Annotated in this window: 14 protein-coding genes and 2 pseudogenes; 14 read left to right on the top strand and 2 right to left on the bottom strand. The window is 58.1% G+C overall.

The window, feature by feature from the left end; genetic code table 11:
• Positions 1-711: 711 nt before the first annotated feature.
• Positions 712-1,755 (top strand): hypothetical protein, encoded by a 1,044-nt coding sequence (locus KHO31_RS38400; protein ID WP_201087189.1) that lies wholly within the window; start codon positions 712-714, stop codon positions 1,753-1,755.
• Positions 1,756-1,854: 99 nt separating this feature from the next.
• Here KHO31_RS38400 and KHO31_RS40130 read toward each other — a convergent pair.
• A pseudogene (locus KHO31_RS40130) lies at positions 1,855-2,041 on the bottom strand (hypothetical protein); the annotation flags it as partial.
• A gap of 57 nt (positions 2,042-2,098) precedes the next feature.
• Here KHO31_RS40130 and KHO31_RS38395 point away from each other — a divergent pair.
• The 4 genes and pseudogenes from KHO31_RS38395 to KHO31_RS38380 all read left to right on the top strand — a co-directional run bounded on the left by KHO31_RS38395 (position 2,099) and on the right by KHO31_RS38380 (position 3,989).
• Positions 2,099-2,632: pseudogene (locus tag KHO31_RS38395) on the top strand (HAD domain-containing protein).
• Positions 2,633-2,778: 146 nt separating this feature from the next.
• A complete protein-coding gene (locus KHO31_RS38390; RefSeq protein ID WP_211626009.1) occupies positions 2,779-2,955 on the top strand; it encodes a hypothetical protein in 177 nt (58 codons plus the stop codon).
• Positions 2,956-3,123: 168 nt separating this feature from the next.
• Positions 3,124-3,369 carry a hypothetical protein gene (locus KHO31_RS38385; protein ID WP_321207468.1) on the top strand — a complete coding sequence of 82 codons (246 nt, stop codon included), beginning with the start codon at positions 3,124-3,126 and terminating at the stop codon, positions 3,367-3,369.
• Positions 3,366-3,989, top strand: a complete 624-nt coding sequence (locus tag KHO31_RS38380) for an aldehyde dehydrogenase family protein (RefSeq protein ID WP_201087190.1) — start codon at positions 3,366-3,368, stop codon at positions 3,987-3,989. The genes KHO31_RS38385 and KHO31_RS38380 overlap by 4 nt, the downstream gene beginning before the upstream one ends.
• A gap of 118 nt (positions 3,990-4,107) precedes the next feature.
• Here the strand turns inward: KHO31_RS38380 and KHO31_RS38375 are convergent, their stop codons facing one another.
• Positions 4,108-4,710 carry a TetR/AcrR family transcriptional regulator gene (locus tag KHO31_RS38375; protein WP_128576817.1) on the bottom strand — a complete coding sequence of 201 codons (603 nt, stop codon included), beginning with the start codon at positions 4,708-4,710 and terminating at the stop codon, positions 4,108-4,110.
• Positions 4,711-4,761: 51 nt separating this feature from the next.
• Here KHO31_RS38375 and KHO31_RS38370 point away from each other — a divergent pair, with 51 nt between their 5' ends.
• The 9 genes from KHO31_RS38370 to KHO31_RS38330 all read left to right on the top strand — a co-directional run bounded on the left by KHO31_RS38370 (position 4,762) and on the right by KHO31_RS38330 (position 14,317).
• The gene (locus KHO31_RS38370) at positions 4,762-5,670 is read left to right on the top strand and encodes an SDR family oxidoreductase (protein WP_321207678.1); all 909 of its coding nucleotides are present in this window, start codon (positions 4,762-4,764) and stop codon (positions 5,668-5,670) included.
• Positions 5,671-5,750: 80 nt separating this feature from the next.
• On the top strand, positions 5,751-7,325 hold the full coding sequence (locus KHO31_RS38365) for a carboxylesterase/lipase family protein (RefSeq protein ID WP_211626007.1): 1,575 nt from the start codon (positions 5,751-5,753) through the stop codon (positions 7,323-7,325).
• Between the two features lie 67 nt (positions 7,326-7,392).
• Positions 7,393-7,695 (top strand): hypothetical protein, encoded by a 303-nt coding sequence (locus KHO31_RS38360; RefSeq protein WP_200575184.1) that lies wholly within the window; start codon positions 7,393-7,395, stop codon positions 7,693-7,695.
• A gap of 723 nt (positions 7,696-8,418) precedes the next feature.
• Complete coding sequence (locus tag KHO31_RS38355; protein ID WP_128576815.1) at positions 8,419-9,456, top strand: aromatic ring-hydroxylating dioxygenase subunit alpha; 1,038 nt, start codon at positions 8,419-8,421, stop codon at positions 9,454-9,456.
• A gap of 103 nt (positions 9,457-9,559) precedes the next feature.
• Entirely contained in the window at positions 9,560-10,531 is a 972-nt protein-coding gene (locus tag KHO31_RS38350) for a PDR/VanB family oxidoreductase (protein WP_407945985.1), read from the top strand.
• Positions 10,532-10,751: 220 nt separating this feature from the next.
• On the top strand, positions 10,752-12,092 hold the full coding sequence (locus tag KHO31_RS38345) for an MFS transporter (RefSeq protein ID WP_200575185.1): 1,341 nt from the start codon (positions 10,752-10,754) through the stop codon (positions 12,090-12,092).
• 56 nt (positions 12,093-12,148) lie between these two features.
• Positions 12,149-12,997 carry a fumarylacetoacetate hydrolase family protein gene (locus KHO31_RS38340; RefSeq protein ID WP_200575186.1) on the top strand — a complete coding sequence of 283 codons (849 nt, stop codon included), beginning with the start codon at positions 12,149-12,151 and terminating at the stop codon, positions 12,995-12,997.
• A gap of 38 nt (positions 12,998-13,035) precedes the next feature.
• Entirely contained in the window at positions 13,036-13,965 is a 930-nt protein-coding gene (locus KHO31_RS38335; protein ID WP_200575187.1) for a VOC family protein, read from the top strand.
• Positions 13,966-14,023: 58 nt separating this feature from the next.
• Positions 14,024-14,317, top strand: a complete 294-nt coding sequence (locus KHO31_RS38330) for a YciI family protein (protein WP_054042416.1) — start codon at positions 14,024-14,026, stop codon at positions 14,315-14,317.
• Positions 14,318-14,480: the final 163 nt, after the last annotated feature.

The following is a 14,480-nucleotide window of genomic DNA, read 5'->3' as shown; positions in this document are numbered from 1 at the left end:
CTGCTCACCGTCCGCATGGGTGAACACTGACAGCGGATGCCCTTCACCGCGAGATCCGATGAGAACCTCCTGGAATAGCTCACCGAACGTGTGAGCGAAGGCCAGATTCTGAGGCGGTTCAGCTTTGTATCCGCAGTGATCTCCTGGAACTGCTCACCGTCCGCATGGGTGAACGCTGACAACGGATGCCGTTCACCGCTATATTTGATGAGGACCTCCTGGAATAGCTCACCGATCGTGTGAGCGAAGGCCAGATTCTGAGGTGGTTCAGCTTTGTACCCACAGTGATCTCCTGGAACCGCTCACCGTCCACGTGGGTGAACGCTAACAGCGGATGTCGTTCACCACTATATTTGATGAGGATCTCCTGGAATAGCTCACCGATCGTGTGAGCGAAGCCCAGATTTTGAGGTGGTTCAGCGTCTGTATCCGTAGGGATCTCCTGGAACGGCTCACCTTCGCCATAAGTGAACTATGACATCGGATGCCGCTCACCGCTATATTCGGTGAGGTCTATCTGGTCACGGCTGGGATCGTGGGCACAAAGCCGCTGAAGACCTACGTGAAAGGCGAGGAATACCACAGCGAGAACCCTTGAGGCGTCCTGTTCAGGCGCTCGCCAGTTCGGCCGCAAAATCAGCGAACTTCGCTTATCGGCAGGCGCGGCAAGCTGATATGCAGCGGCCCCGATTGTCGCGGATAGTGCGTAAAATGATCGCTGCCCACATTTGGTGTTCCATTCGCATGCGGCACGACTACATCCTCAATCCATACCTGACATCAGAACCTGATGGTCCCAATCCATACACGGCCGGCATGCTCGCCGTCTATGAGAAATTGAAGCCGTTCCTCACGCCAAAGCAACTGGCACATTTGGAGCAAAAGCTTCAGCTTGAAAAACCTGTGCTCAATGAGGCGCAATACCTGCAGGCGGCTTGTGAGCTTTCGATTTGTGGCTACTTTGCGGGAAAATTTCCGTCGACGTTCAAGTATGAGCCCGTTATAACGCCTCCGAAGGATGTTGACTGTGCTTTCGAATCGCGTGGATTTAGATTCAATGTCGAGGTGAAGTGCGCTGACTACTCGAAAAAGAACGAGTTAGACCAAACCAAGGGATTTCAACTCGGGGTATTTGGGCGCCACCCGGACCTCGCGCAAGTGCATGAGGACCTCCAGAAAGCGTTGTCGCACGCCCCGACGGGGCAGCCGTTGCGTCTGCAGCCTCATATGGATAACAAGCTCAAAGACTTTCTTATATCTGCCCACGGGAAGTTCGCCGACTCCACCCACGACGATACACTGAACGTGCTTGCAGTTTGCGGCGACTGCCCGAGCGATTTGCAAAAGTGGTTCGGCTATCTGTACGGATGGCAAGGTCTTTTCACGAAGAACTCGTACCACCCGGTGTCAGATTACAGCAGAGTGGACGTTGTCCTGTTGACGAACCTCTATCACCGTCACTATAACTATCGCGAAAAAGCCCAACTCGCTGACCACTGGGATTTGGGCAAGGCGTTTAACGTGAGTTTTAGCAATCCATTTCGCCAGCGCGATAAGCGGCTTGCGATTGAGCAGTTCACGACAACAATGCCGAATCACTCTTGGAAGCTTTCCAATTTCAGGGTCAAAGGCGACGACGTTCCTCCTGAGGTTGACGCGGCCATTAGGTTGAGCTCGTACATCGGAGAGGAACTCGCCGATTCTGGGATGTTCCAGATGCCACGCGAATCCACCGACGGTTTGCATAGCTCGTAGTTACGGTGCAATTTGCGGGGCCGCTGTTCGAGTCGTATGCGCGATGACCACTCCCGCGGTGGCATCGGCGAATTCTGGTCGTGGCATGACCGCGTGTATTCAGCAGAAGTTGCGACTGACAGCCATAGGCCCACCGGGCAGGTGATAAGTCGACGAGGCGTTGCGCGACCAAGTGGCGGCCCTCGCCCTCGCATTGCCACGTTCCGTACATCGCAAGCAGAGACGCGGCCAGCGCTTCATGCCGGAACTTCTCCTGCAGCGACGTCCAGACGATGACGTTCACGTTGTCCGAGCAAACAAACGCCGACAAGGTTGACGCGGCAGTTAGTGAGCGACGCTGGCAATGGACGAGCATAGAAGCATGGGGCCGCGCATGTCCGGGCAGTCGGCGGACATGCTGCCGCGCTGGCGTGGGGGCATCGTGCTCTGTCTGGATTTCGATGGGGTCCTTCATCCGAAGAACGTACGGCGTCGTCCGGGCGGCGGCCCGTATCTCGCCGGTCCGCCAGGGCATACGGTGTTTGAACACGCGCCGCTGCTCGCGCGCTGCGTCGAGTCCTATCCCGAATTGCGCATCCTGCTGTCAACGAACTCGGTTCCGGTGCTCCGCAGCGTCCACAAAGCTGCGCGCCGATTGCCGCCAGCAATGCGCCGGCGCGTGGTCGGCGCGACTCTCCACGGCGGGATGGATCCGGTGTGATTCCGGTCCGTCCTGCGTGGTGTCCAGGTATGGGGCGATGTGTGCCGGCGTCAGCCGGCAGTGTGGCTTGCGCTCGACGACGACGATGCGGGCTGGCCGGCGATGTGCCGCGGTCACCTGGTGCGGACTGATCCGGTGCTGGGCATCGGCGCGCCGGCGGTCCTCACGGAGCTGTAGACCCGGCGCGCAGCCATGCGCCGTCTGGACGGAGGCTGGCCGTGATAATCCGCCTTATCACGGCCAACGTGAGTTCGCCCCCATCCGGCGCGCATCCTCTGGAGATGACATGACCAGGCACAGGAAACCGCCGGCACTGCCGTCTGATGAGACGTCCTCGCAGCTACGCGCCCGCTACCCGCGACGAGGCCACCGGGGCCGCCACGATTCCGTTTCCCGAGCAGGTGACCGTACTCGCCGCTTGGCGCCATGGCGGGATCGGTGGGCAGCCGGAAGCGCCCGCAACCGCAGACGGTCCGACGGAAGAGGGTAGTTCACCCTGAACAACATCGGGTCGTCGGATTTCGACGGCACGGGCGCGAGCGGCTATCTGGATGCGCCCGGAGTTATCCGGTTGCATCACCTAGCCGTGGGCTCTGCGAGTGCTGCTGCGGGATGGGATTCAACCGGGGCTGGCAGGCGTGGGTTCGCAATAGACAGAAGAACAGGACATGACGGACACATCCTTTCACGGCGCGCTGCTCTGGCCGCTGCCGGCCGAGCAGCAAGGTGGCTCGAACAGCCGCTATTTCATCGACACGGAATACACCGACTTCCGGCATTGCCAGCTGGTCAGTCTCGCCATCGTGGGCGAGAACGGGGATGAGTTCTACGGCGAGCGTACCGACTTCGATCTGGCACGGTGCAGCGACTTTGTCCGCAAGGTGGTGCTGCCGCAGCTCGGCCAGTTTGGATGAATTTTGCGTGGCAGGGCCAGTCCTGTGGTTCGACAAGCCGCTTGCTGGTACATGACAGCCTGTATGACGAGTTCGTCGAAAGCGTCGTCGCTCGTGTCAGGCAGATCAGGCTGGGTAATCCGGCGCTCGAAACATCGACCATGGGGCCGATCAATTCGAAGGCGCAGTACGACAAGGTATGCAATTACGTCGAAGTCGCCAAGGCTGACGGCGCACGGCTCGTGCACGGCGGCCGGCGGCCGGAGGGCGCCGGGTTCCAGCGCGGCTACTGGCGCGAGCCAACGGTATTTGCGGATGTGACATCGCAGATGCGTATCGCACAGGAGGAGGTGTTCGGGCCGATCCTGTCGATCATGCGCTGGAGTGATGCGAAGCAGGCGCTCGACATTGCCAATTCGGTCGAATACGGTCTGACGGCGTCCATCTGGACGGCTGATATCGGCACGGCCATGCAGACCGCCCGTCAGGCTCGTAGCGGCTATATCTGGATCAACGGTGTGGGCACCCATTTCAGGGGCGTGCCATTTGGCGGCTACAAGAACTCTGGCGTGGGACGCGAAGAGAGTCTCGACGAAATGCTGAGCTATACCGAAACGAAGGTGATCAACATCATGCTGTAACCGGTACTCCGCAGTGAAGCACGGCGCGCATTCAGTGCCGTGCTTCACACGGCACGCCTTGAGCGCGACGCCCCAATCAAATAGAGAAACTATAAAGCGGAGCGGGCGATATTCGCCATCATCGTCGCGCCGCCTCGGTGCGAAGACCGTCGAGCGTGAACCCAACGCGACGCCGCCAGGTGCCGGCTCCGATCTCGGCCATGATCCGCATCAGTGCGCCATTTGACACGAACACCAGAAACAGGTCCTCGAGCGTGAAGTCGGGGCGCAACGAACCATCGCGCTGCGCGTCTTCGACGAATTGCCGCGCTTGCGTCATTGTCTCGTCGCACACAGCCGCCAGCCGCGAGGCGTCGGGATGGCGGCGTGAAACGATGTCGTTGAGCGCAGGCTCGGTGGCCTGGATTTCGCAAATCAGTTCGACATAAGAGGCGAACCGGCTCCATGGGTCGGGGCAGCCGCGTGCGCGCGCCACCGCGTCACTGAGCCGCTCTGCCGCGACGTCCGCCATGACCACATCGGTGAGTGCTTCGCGCGTGCCGAAGCGGTTGTACAGCGTGCCGATGCTGACGCCCGCCCGCTGCGCGATCTCTTCCAGTGGCACGTCGAGCCCCCGCTCCTGGAACGCATCCAGTGCGGCAGTCTTGATCTTTTCCGTATTGAGCTGGGCGTCGCGTCGTAGCCGCGGCGTACCAGCTTTCCCGGCGCCTGGATGGTTCATGGCGTTAAGGTTTTATTCATAACTTGACGGCACCCTCAACTTTGAAATAGGATGAAGTTGAATGATACCTCAACATATGAACGACTTGTGGGAACGAAGCAGGACATGCCTAAGACCATTTTCATCACCGGCGCCTCGTCAGGCATCGGCAAAGCTGTAGCGAGGCAGTTTGCCGGGCAGGGCTGGAACGTCGTGGCGACGCTGCGCGATCCGTCTGCGGAGACTGAACTCGTCAACGGAGACCGCCTGTTCGTCACGCGACTGGACGTTCAGGACGAGTCCAGCGTGACCTCGGCGGTTGATGCGGCCGTCGAGCGCTTCGGCGGGATCGATGTTCTCGTGAACAACGCCGGCTTCGGCCTGTTTGGCGTTTTCGAGGCGCTGTCGCCGCATAAGATCCAGGAGCAGTTCGCGGTCAACGTCTTCGGCCTGATGGATGTCACGCGCGCCGTGCTGCCTGTCTTGCGGCGGCAGGGCGGTGGCACGATCGTCAACGTGAGTTCCAGCGGCGGCATGATCACCGTGCCGCTGATGTCGATGTACCACGCCACCAAATTCGCGGTCGAGGGCTTCTCCGAATCGCTGGCCTATGAACTGACGTCGCAGAACATCTTCGTCAGGCTGATCGAACCGGGCGCAGCGCGCACGCAGTTTGGGGCGCGGATGTTCTCTGAATTTGCGCATGATCGGTCGCTGGCCTGCTACGACCGGTTCATCGACAAGACCAACGCCCTTTTTGCCGCGATGCTGGGCGGCGAGACGAGCAGTGCCGAGCAGGTGGCCGATGTTGTCTTCGACGCGGCCACCGATCAGTCGTCGCGCCTGCGCTATGTTGTCGGCGAAGATATCGCTGCGCTGGTCAAGGCTCGGCACGAAATGGGCGAAGACAACTATATCGCACTGATGCGCGCGCGGTTCCTGAGTGCGGAACCGGCCGCGCCGACCGCGGGAGGACGGTGAGAATGTCAGCACACGTCAATCACGGCGCTCATCCCGCGTCGGCACATGAAGTGCCAGCCATGCTGATGCCTGAGTTGAGCTTGCCGCATGGGCGCATCCGCGGCGTTGCCCGCAATGCACAGGGCGTACTCGCCTATAAGGGAATCCCTTTTGCCGCGCCACCGGTCGGTGCATTGCGCTGGCGGCCTCCGCAAGATGTCGTGGGCTGGACCGATGTCCGCGACGCCACTGCTTATGGCCCGCCGTGCTTTGGGGCACCGATGCCGGTGCCGGGCCTGAAAGCGCTGACCAGGGACCAGGGCGAGGATTGCCTGACCTTGAATGTCTGGACTGCGGCGCAGACTGCCGAGGAGCGGCGGCCGGTCATGGTGTGGATTCACGGCGGTGGCTTCGAGTTGGGCGCGTCCGCATTCTTCGGGGCTGAAGGCGCGCACCTCGCGGCGAAGGGCGTCGTGATGGTCAGCATGAACTACCGGCTTGGCGTGTTCGGGTTTCTCGCTCATCCCGAACTGGATCGCGAAGGTTCGCCCTCGGGCAACTTCGGCTTGCAGGATCAGATCAAGGCGCTGCGATGGGTGCAAGATCATATTGCATTATTCGGCGGCGATCCGGGCAATGTCACGCTGTTTGGCGAATCCGCCGGGTCGCACGCTGTGGGCATGCTCATGGCCTCACCACTGGCCCGCGGCTTGTTTCATCGAGCCATCGGAGAAAGCGGCGCATTCTGGGACACCGAGCATGGGTCGATCGCGACCAAGGCCGAGGCCGAAGCCCGAACCCGCGCCTTCATGACCAGGATGCGGGTCCGTTCTCTCGCGGAGTTGCGTGCGCTGGCGGGTGAAAAGCTTCACCGCGCCTCCGTCTGGAACTTTCTTACAGACCCGGCCATCACCGCATTTGCTCCTAATATCGATGGCTTTGTGCTGCAAGAATCGCCCGCGCAAACGTTCGAGCGCGGCGGCCAAGCCGATGTCCCTTTACTGGGTGGCTGGAATGCAGACGAACACAGTTTCTTCATGAGCCGGGCGTTGCCGCATCGCACACCGGCGCAGTTCGTCAAGGCCGCCGCGGCACAGTTCGGTCCATCTCGAATGCAGGACTTTCTGGCCGTATATCCTGCCGGCACGAAGCAAGCGGCCGAGCAATCGGCGCAGTATCTGATGGGTGATCTGTGCATTAGCCAACAGACCTGGGCATGGCTGGGTCTGCATCGCACGACGGCCCGCTCTGACGTGTTTGCCTACAACTTCGACTACACCTCGCCCTATTCGCCCAAGCCTAGCCACGGCGCGGAAACGGCATTCGTATTCGGTAGCCTCGACATGAGCTTTGGGCCGTCAAAGGCACCGGCCGGCGAGGCAGACAAGGAATTGTCGGCGTTGATGATGTCGTACTGGACGAACTTCGCGCGGAATGGGAATCCGAACGGCCCGGGATTGCCGCCATGGCCGGTCTATGGCGGGCCGGGTTCCCTGGTCATGCGTTTCGGCAGCTCCAGCGGCGCAGCACCCGAGGACGCAACGGAGCGGTTCCGCTTCATTCAGTCCTTCAGGTCTTCTGGTCGGCTGCCGGAGGATTGGAGGCGAGTCCAGGGCCGGATGCCGGCGCTGTTGGCCAAGGTTGTGGCGAAGACGGTGCTCCTGTTCATGGGCTAGTCATACTCCCGTACTTGAAAACAATATGTCATCCTTACCATTCGAAACAAAGTCGATCGAGCTATCTGTGTCCACTTCACTAGCTCAGTGCGAAGCAGCCAGCAACGACGCGTTGATCGGAGCGCTTACTCTCCTGTCGAGAACGAATGGCATCAGTGCCGTTCAACACGGTGCGCGCCTTGCGGTCATCGGTGAATTGCTGATTTCCATGTTGGTGCACCTGCCAGCCTCAGTGAAGGCTGATGTCACCCGATCATTCCGCAACAGGATTGAAGTGTTGATGTCTCTGAGTGACGACAGGTGCTTGCCTGAAGAATATCACTCGGCGCTATTGAATGAGGTCAATCGTTATCTGAGGGCGGTTCGATAACCTGGCCTACTGTTCCGCTTGAACGTGTCAGCGGTGAACGCACTCCTGCTCTCGGATTCTGGCTAACGGCCCCGTAGCCGGAATCTTTTGACGTGATGCTTGCATCACGTCTTTTTTATTTTCGGAACCACTCAAACGTGACGTTCATTGGGCAACGCATCACATTCCGTACTCGATCATATCTACGACCGATCGGTCGGATGAAGAGTGTCAGCAACATTGAATATGCAGTGGATTCATGACGACTATGAAATCCATTGCATGGATTTATGGAAGCGCTACGTGTAACTTTCACTCCAGGATGTGAACAAGAATAGAAAGCAGGAGGCGGAAGTGTCGAGTTGTGATACGCAGAAGGCAGACGGTGTCGACCTGTCTATTACCGGAACGCATGGGTTGCGAGGTGTAAGAGCTGAACGGCTCGAACTCACATATTCAGGTGGCCTGCTCTCAAGCCACCGTGTCCTTCTCGCAGTTATATATCGGACCCACATACGCTCGGTGCCAACACTGCCACGCAACGTGCGGTTCGCATTTTCCCGTGCATGCGATGAGTTATCTCAGTACGCGCAGCGTGGGTAACCACGATGAGATCCGCCGCTAGCGCGCGTGGCGAATGCTCGTCCTGAAAGTATCGGTTTCTTCGCGGAATGATTGCAACGTTCAATCTTCCGGCGACTGACAAATAAGAAGCGTAGTTCGTAAAAATATCAGGAGACTTCAATGTTCATTCGAAATTGTTGGTACGTGGCTGCGTGGCAGGAAGAACTAACCTCGCAGCCACTGGCGAGGACAATACTTGCCGAGCCAATCGTGTTATATCGCACGGCTTCTGGTCAAGTGAGCGCTCTTGAGGATCGCTGCGTGCATCGCAGCCTTCCCTTGTCGATGGGGAGGGTGTGTGGAGAGCATCTGGTCTGCGCCTATCACGGTCTTTCTTACGACCATGCCGGACGATGTGTACATATTCCCGCACAGGATGTCATTCCAAAAAACGCACAGATAAGGCGTTATCCAGTCGTTGAGAAGGACAACGTCATCTGGATCTGGATGGGAGATTCAACGCGCGCAGATGAAACTTCCGTGCCAGATTATCCTTGGCATAGCGATCCGGGATGGGCCCACAAAAAGAGTTACCGGCACATCGCCGCCTACTACGAACTGATCCACGACAATCTGATCGACCTCTCACATGTTGGCTGGGTCCATGAAAAAACGATCGGCGGCACGCCAGAAGCTCACTCCAGAGCAGAAGTGAAGGTGGTTCGTTCCGAAGATCAGGTTAGCGTACGCCGATGGATGCGTGACTCGGTACCTCCCCCGACCTACGTCAAGGCCGTCGACTTTAAGGGAAATATAGATCGATGGATGGAGATTCGCTTTAGACCAGGACTGGTCAGCATCTATGTCGGCGCGAATGAAGCAGGGAAGGGCGTTGATGAAGACCATTACCGGAATACGTTCGGCGCGCGAATTTTCAACGGAGTGACGCCGGAAACGGAGCATTCAACGCACTATTTCTGGACTGCCGCGCACAACTTCAAGGTGGATCAGCCCGCTGCTACAGAGGCACTGTTCAAGGAGGTTTACGCGACCTTCGAAGAAGACAAAATGGTGCTTGAGAGCCAGCATTCCCGGATGCGTGATTTACCTGGCGCGCCAACAATCGATCTTATTAGCGATGCCGGTGGGAACCAGGCGCGTCGGCTGGTGAAGGAAAAAATAGAAGAGGAACTGCGCCACGTTCCGGTGCCTGCATGAACTGCCACCATGGCAACCCTTGCCGGGAATAGGGTGAAAGCAGGTTACGTCAGTTGACGCTGCGCCACTTCAAAATTAACGATCTACTGGGACGTGATTGTTGATGGAAAAAGTCATGAATTTACTATCCATGCGTGTCTTCAGGAAAACTAACGAGGCCGATGGAATTTGCAGCTTTGAGCTGATTGCCGAGTCGGGAGAGGAGTTACCTGCATTCACTGCCGGCGCACACCTCGATGTCCAGATTCCGGGGCCAGAGAATTTCGTGCGCCAGTACTCTCTGGCGAACTCGCCTGCTGATCGAAAAAGGTACCTGATTGGAGTTTTGCTCGATACCTCAGGACGTGGTGGGTCGCGTAGCATGCATGAGCGGGTCAATGAAGGTGACCTTCTGAGGGTTTCCCCGCCGAAGAACCATTTCCCCCTCGTTCCCGATACGCGTTCCGCCTTGATATTGGCAGGTGGAATCGGAGTGACTCCCCTGCTGGCGATGGCAGAGGAGTTACATCGAAATCACGTTAGCTTCGACTTCCACTATGCGGCCCGCAGCGTTGCGAGAATGGCGTTTAGAGAGCGGCTCGAAAAATCGCCTTACAGGGAGAGGGTGCACTTCTATCTTGACGATCAAAGTTCCGGGCATCCGCTGAACTTGACGACGATACTATCCACGCCAAACCCCGGCGTACACCTATATATCTGTGGCCCGCGAGGATTTCTGGATGCCGCGATAGGGGTTGCGCATGCTTCGGGATGGAGCGAAGCGCAAATTCACTTTGAGGCGTTTTCCAACCAGGTTCGGGAAGCCGGCGATGCCTTCGATCTTCGGCTGGCTAGAAGTGAACGGATCATTCGAGTTGGTGCTAATGAGCCTGTTATTCACGCGCTATCCCGCAACGGGATCGAAGTGCCAACCTCTTGCGAGCAGGGGGTATGTGGAACCTGTCTAACACGTGTGATTTCCGGCATTCCAGATCATCGGGACATGTATCTGACGCAGCAGGAGCGAGAAAGGAATGATCAATTTCTGCCTTGCTGCTCAAGATCTCGTTCTTCGATTCTGGTTGTAGATCTATGAGCGTCACATCATGCTTCGTTCATCAGCAAGGGCCTGAAGCACGTACAGGAAATTCATATCGGAGGGGGCATCTATGCATCTGTTTCATGGTGGGTATGAAATTCATTGTATGGATTTATAGACCGCCAGCGTTTAATGTCGCATCCACGCTCAAAAAAGCGGGAGATAAAAAACGGAAATAGTTTCGCACTCGAGCGAACGAATCCTCTGGAGACAAGAAATGCATGCGCAAGTCGTTACGCCCTCGAAATTCATCGACGATACACAAATATCGTCCCTGCAGATCATCACCCTCGTTCTGTGTTTTTTTGTTGTCGCCGCTGACGGTTTTGATGTCGCCTCGGTAGGGTATGTTGCGCCGTTGCTCAAAAAGGCCTGGTCGCTTGGCCCCGCCCAGCTTGGTCCAATTTTTGGTGCGGGCCTGTTTGGCCTCACCGTAGGAAGTTTTCTATTCGGACCGCTCGCTGATCGCATCGGCCGCAAGCGCGTCATTATGATCTCGCTGGTGCTGTTCGGCATCGGCAGTTTTGCCTGCGCGTATGCGCCGTCACTGACGTGGCTAATCCTGCTGCGCTTCGCGACCGGCGCGGGCCTCGGTGGTGCGATGCCGAATGCAATCACACTGTCGTCGGAATTCAGTCCGGCTCGCAACCGAGCGTGGATGGTGACGCTGATGTTTTGCGGCTTCACGCTCGGCCTCGCTTTCGGCGGCGCCATAGCTGCGCTCCTGATTCCGACCTTCGGATGGAAAGGCGTATTCGTTTTCGGTGGCCTGTTCCCGCTTTGCCTGATTCCGATAGTCTGGTTGTGGCTGCCGGAGTCGTTGCGTTTCATGGCCGGCAAGCCGCGTTACCGTCAGGAGACGCGTCAAGTGCTCAAGCGCTTGACCGGTGACCCTGACACGCCGCTGGAACAGGTGATCCCGGAGGACGCAAAGACCGCCTCGGGCGACGAATCGGCGGTCAGAGCACTGTTCAACCCGCGCTATCGCACCGGCACGCTGCTGATGTGGGTCGCGTTTTTTTGCACGCTGTGGGTCTATTACCAGGTGAGTAGCTGGCTGCCGACGGTGATCACAGGCGCCGGTATCGACGCGGCCCATGCAGCGCGAGTGGGTGCCATGCTGCCGCTAGGCGGCACCGTCGGATCTCTGATAAACGCACGCCTGATGGACCGTGTCAATCAATTCGTAGTACTGGCTGTGTCCTACGCCGTGGCGGCTGTTTCAATCGCATTGATCGGTTTTTCGATCAATGAGCCCGCATGGGTTTACGTGGCCGTATTCATGGCGGGTTTGGGGCTATCTGGTGCGCAGTCCGGCGCCAATGTGCTTGTCGCCGGTTTCTATACGACGGCTGCACGAGCCACTGGTGTGAGTTGGGCGCTGGCTGTTGGGCGCATCGGGTCGATCATCGGTTCGATGACGGGCGGCATTCTGCTTGCGACATTTCATTCCGTCGAACTCGCATTCGTGACCTTTGCCGCACCGGCGTTGATCGCCGGCGTCGCGATGCTGGCGAACGGCTGGTTCTATCGTGGCAGCAATGTGGCGAAAGTTTGATTCAGCCTGGTTTCACAGAAATGCGACAACGCGTCGCGATTATTCAGGAGAAGGGCATGCGGTACGTAAGTTTTGAAAAAGACGGCAAGGCGTGGTTGGGTGTGCGTGAGCATGGTGCGATTCGCACACTGGGCGAAACAACGCTGGAAGCATTGCTGGCTGAGGGCATTGATCTGAAAACGTGGGCGGCGAAGCAGGACGGCGGCCGTATCGAAGCGGAAGAGGGTTTGAAGTTTCTGCCGCCGTTGCGCCGCCCACCGAAGATTCTCTGCGTCGGTCTGAACTTCGCGGATCACACGAAGGAGAGCAATTTCGAGCAACCAAAGTATCCCACGCTGTTTTTGCGCGTGAATACCAGCCTGGTCGCCCACGATGCGCCGATGGTTCGCCCCGCGGTGACCGACTCCGAAGGACTCGACTATGAGGGAGAAATCGCAGTCGTGATCGGAAAGGGTGGTCGTCATATTGCAACGGAAAACGCGCTGGCACACGTCGCGGGCTACTCGTTGTTTAACGACGGATCGGTACGCGAATATCAATTCAAGACGCCGCAGTGGACAGCGGGGAAAAACTTCGACGGCACTGGCGCGTTCGGACCCGACCTTGTCACTGCCGATGAACTTCCGCCAGGCGCGAAAGGCTTGCTGCTGGAGACTCGTCTCAACGGTGAGGTCGTTCAATCCGCCAACACAAACGAGATGGTTTTCGACATCGCATCTCTCATCAGCATCATCAGCGAGGCCATCACGCTGGAAGCGGGCGACGTGATCGTTGCGGGTACACCTTCTGGGATCGGTTGGGCGCGCAATCCGAAGTTGCTAATGAAAGCCGGTGACGTGTGTGAAGTGACCGTCGAGAAGCTTGGCACCTTGCGCAACACGATTGTCGACGAAGCGGGCGCTTGAAGACGCCTGCCAACGCAAACGACGCAGGAGGAGACAAGATGGCAGCCAATCGCGATTCGAAAATCGTTGCAGTGCATTCGATCGATCACTTCGCACTCAATGTCCCGTCGCTGTCGGAGGCCGGGTATTTCTTCACGGCATTCGGACTCGATGTGACACCGGCGGCGGAAGGTCTGGATATCCGTGCAGGCGATGGACATCGCTGGGCTCGTATGCTGCCAGCGGATCGGAAATCGCTCGCTTATCTCAGCTTCAACTGCTTCGACGGGGATCTGACGGCAATCGAGCGGCAGGTCATAGCCGCTGGCGCGACCCTCTGTCCCGCACACGTACGAAGCGATGGGCAAGGCTTCTGGTTTTACGATCCAGACGGCAACCTGATTCAGGTCCGAGTTGGTCCAAAAACTTCGCCGAATGAGAAAACCTCTGTAGTTCATACTGATGTTGCGGCAGACGCGCGTGGCTCGTGCATGCGCTCGGAGGTCAAAACCGTACGCCCGCGCCGCCTGTCGCACGTGCTGCTGTTCACGCCGGACACACGGCGCGCCGTCTCGTTCTATGGGGCGGCTCTGGGTTTGAGGCTCTCGGACTGCTCCGCCGACATCATTGCATTCACGCATGCGCCGCATGGCAGCGACCACCATCTACTTGCGTTCGTGAAGAGTTCCGCAAGAGGCTGGCATCACGTGGCATGGGACGTGGCGAACGTCAACGAGGTCGGCGCAGGTGCGTCGCAAATGGCGGCGGCGGGTTTTAAGGCCGGTTGGGGTACGGGAAGGCATGTGCTTGGTTCGAATTATTTCCACTATGTGCGTGATCCATGGGGATCGTTCTCCGAGTACTCCGCCGATATGGACTTTGTTTCGGCAGGTAGCGTATGGCCGACCGGAGACTTCCAGCCGGAGGACTCGCTCTATCAATGGGGACCGGATGTTCCCGACTACTTCATTCGCAATACTGAGGCGTAAGCCGGGCGGCGTGAATTTTCGCCGTGGCGTGTATGGTTAAACAAGAGGAGGAATTGAGGTGCTCTACATTCGTTTGTGTTTCGACAAGCCTGGCACCACCGAGTTGCGCGAGCAGCTTCGTGCGGATCATCGCGCATATTTCAAACCCAATCTGCTGGCGGATGCCGTGCCTCATCTCGTTCAGGCCGGGCCGTTATGTGTCAGCGACAACGATGACACCAATCTGGCGAGTTTCATGATTCTTGAGGCAACCAGTCTCGACGAGGTGGTGCGCTTTCATGACGGCGATCCGTTCACGAAGGCAGGCCTGTACGACAGGGTCTACATACATCGCTGGGATAGACACATCTAGCGCGTGTCGGCTGCACTCGGCCCACAGGTACCGACTCGGCAACGCCCTTCCTCGTGATGGCCGGCATCAGCCATTCCTTCTAGACACAGACACCGGTAGAGGAGTTTGCTGCCGGACCTATAACGACGCCTGGCGCATTGAACGCCAGTCGCATCAAGGAGAC

This window comes from Paraburkholderia domus, from assembly GCF_905220705.1.
Taxonomy (GTDB): domain Bacteria; phylum Pseudomonadota; class Gammaproteobacteria; order Burkholderiales; family Burkholderiaceae; genus Paraburkholderia; species Paraburkholderia domus.
The sequence above is the reverse complement of the archived record's forward strand: the minus strand, read 5'-3'. Positions and strand labels throughout refer to the sequence as shown.

Bases quoted from the DNA above. Each gene is read 5' to 3' on its own strand.
- KHO31_RS38355 (WP_128576815.1), top strand. From the start codon at position 8,419: ATGTTCATTCGAAATTGTTGGTACGTGGCTGCGTGGCAGGAAGAACTA.
- KHO31_RS38345 (WP_200575185.1), top strand. From the start codon at position 10,752: ATGCATGCGCAAGTCGTTACGCCCTCGAAATTCATCGACGATACACAA.
- KHO31_RS38340 (WP_200575186.1), top strand. From the start codon at position 12,149: ATGCGGTACGTAAGTTTTGAAAAAGACGGCAAGGCGTGGTTGGGTGTG.
- KHO31_RS38335 (WP_200575187.1), top strand. From the start codon at position 13,036: ATGGCAGCCAATCGCGATTCGAAAATCGTTGCAGTGCATTCGATCGAT.
- KHO31_RS38370 (WP_321207678.1), top strand. From the start codon at position 4,762: ATGAAGTTGAATGATACCTCAACATATGAACGACTTGTGGGAACGAAG.
- KHO31_RS38400 (WP_201087189.1), top strand. From the start codon at position 712: ATGATCGCTGCCCACATTTGGTGTTCCATTCGCATGCGGCACGACTAC.
- KHO31_RS38375 (WP_128576817.1), bottom strand. From the start codon at position 4,710: ATGAACCATCCAGGCGCCGGGAAAGCTGGTACGCCGCGGCTACGACGC.
- KHO31_RS38385 (WP_321207468.1), top strand. From the start codon at position 3,124: ATGACGGACACATCCTTTCACGGCGCGCTGCTCTGGCCGCTGCCGGCC.
- KHO31_RS38380 (WP_201087190.1), top strand. From the start codon at position 3,366: ATGAATTTTGCGTGGCAGGGCCAGTCCTGTGGTTCGACAAGCCGCTTG.
- KHO31_RS38350 (WP_407945985.1), top strand. From the start codon at position 9,560: ATGGAAAAAGTCATGAATTTACTATCCATGCGTGTCTTCAGGAAAACT.
- KHO31_RS38390 (WP_211626009.1), top strand. From the start codon at position 2,779: ATGAGACGTCCTCGCAGCTACGCGCCCGCTACCCGCGACGAGGCCACC.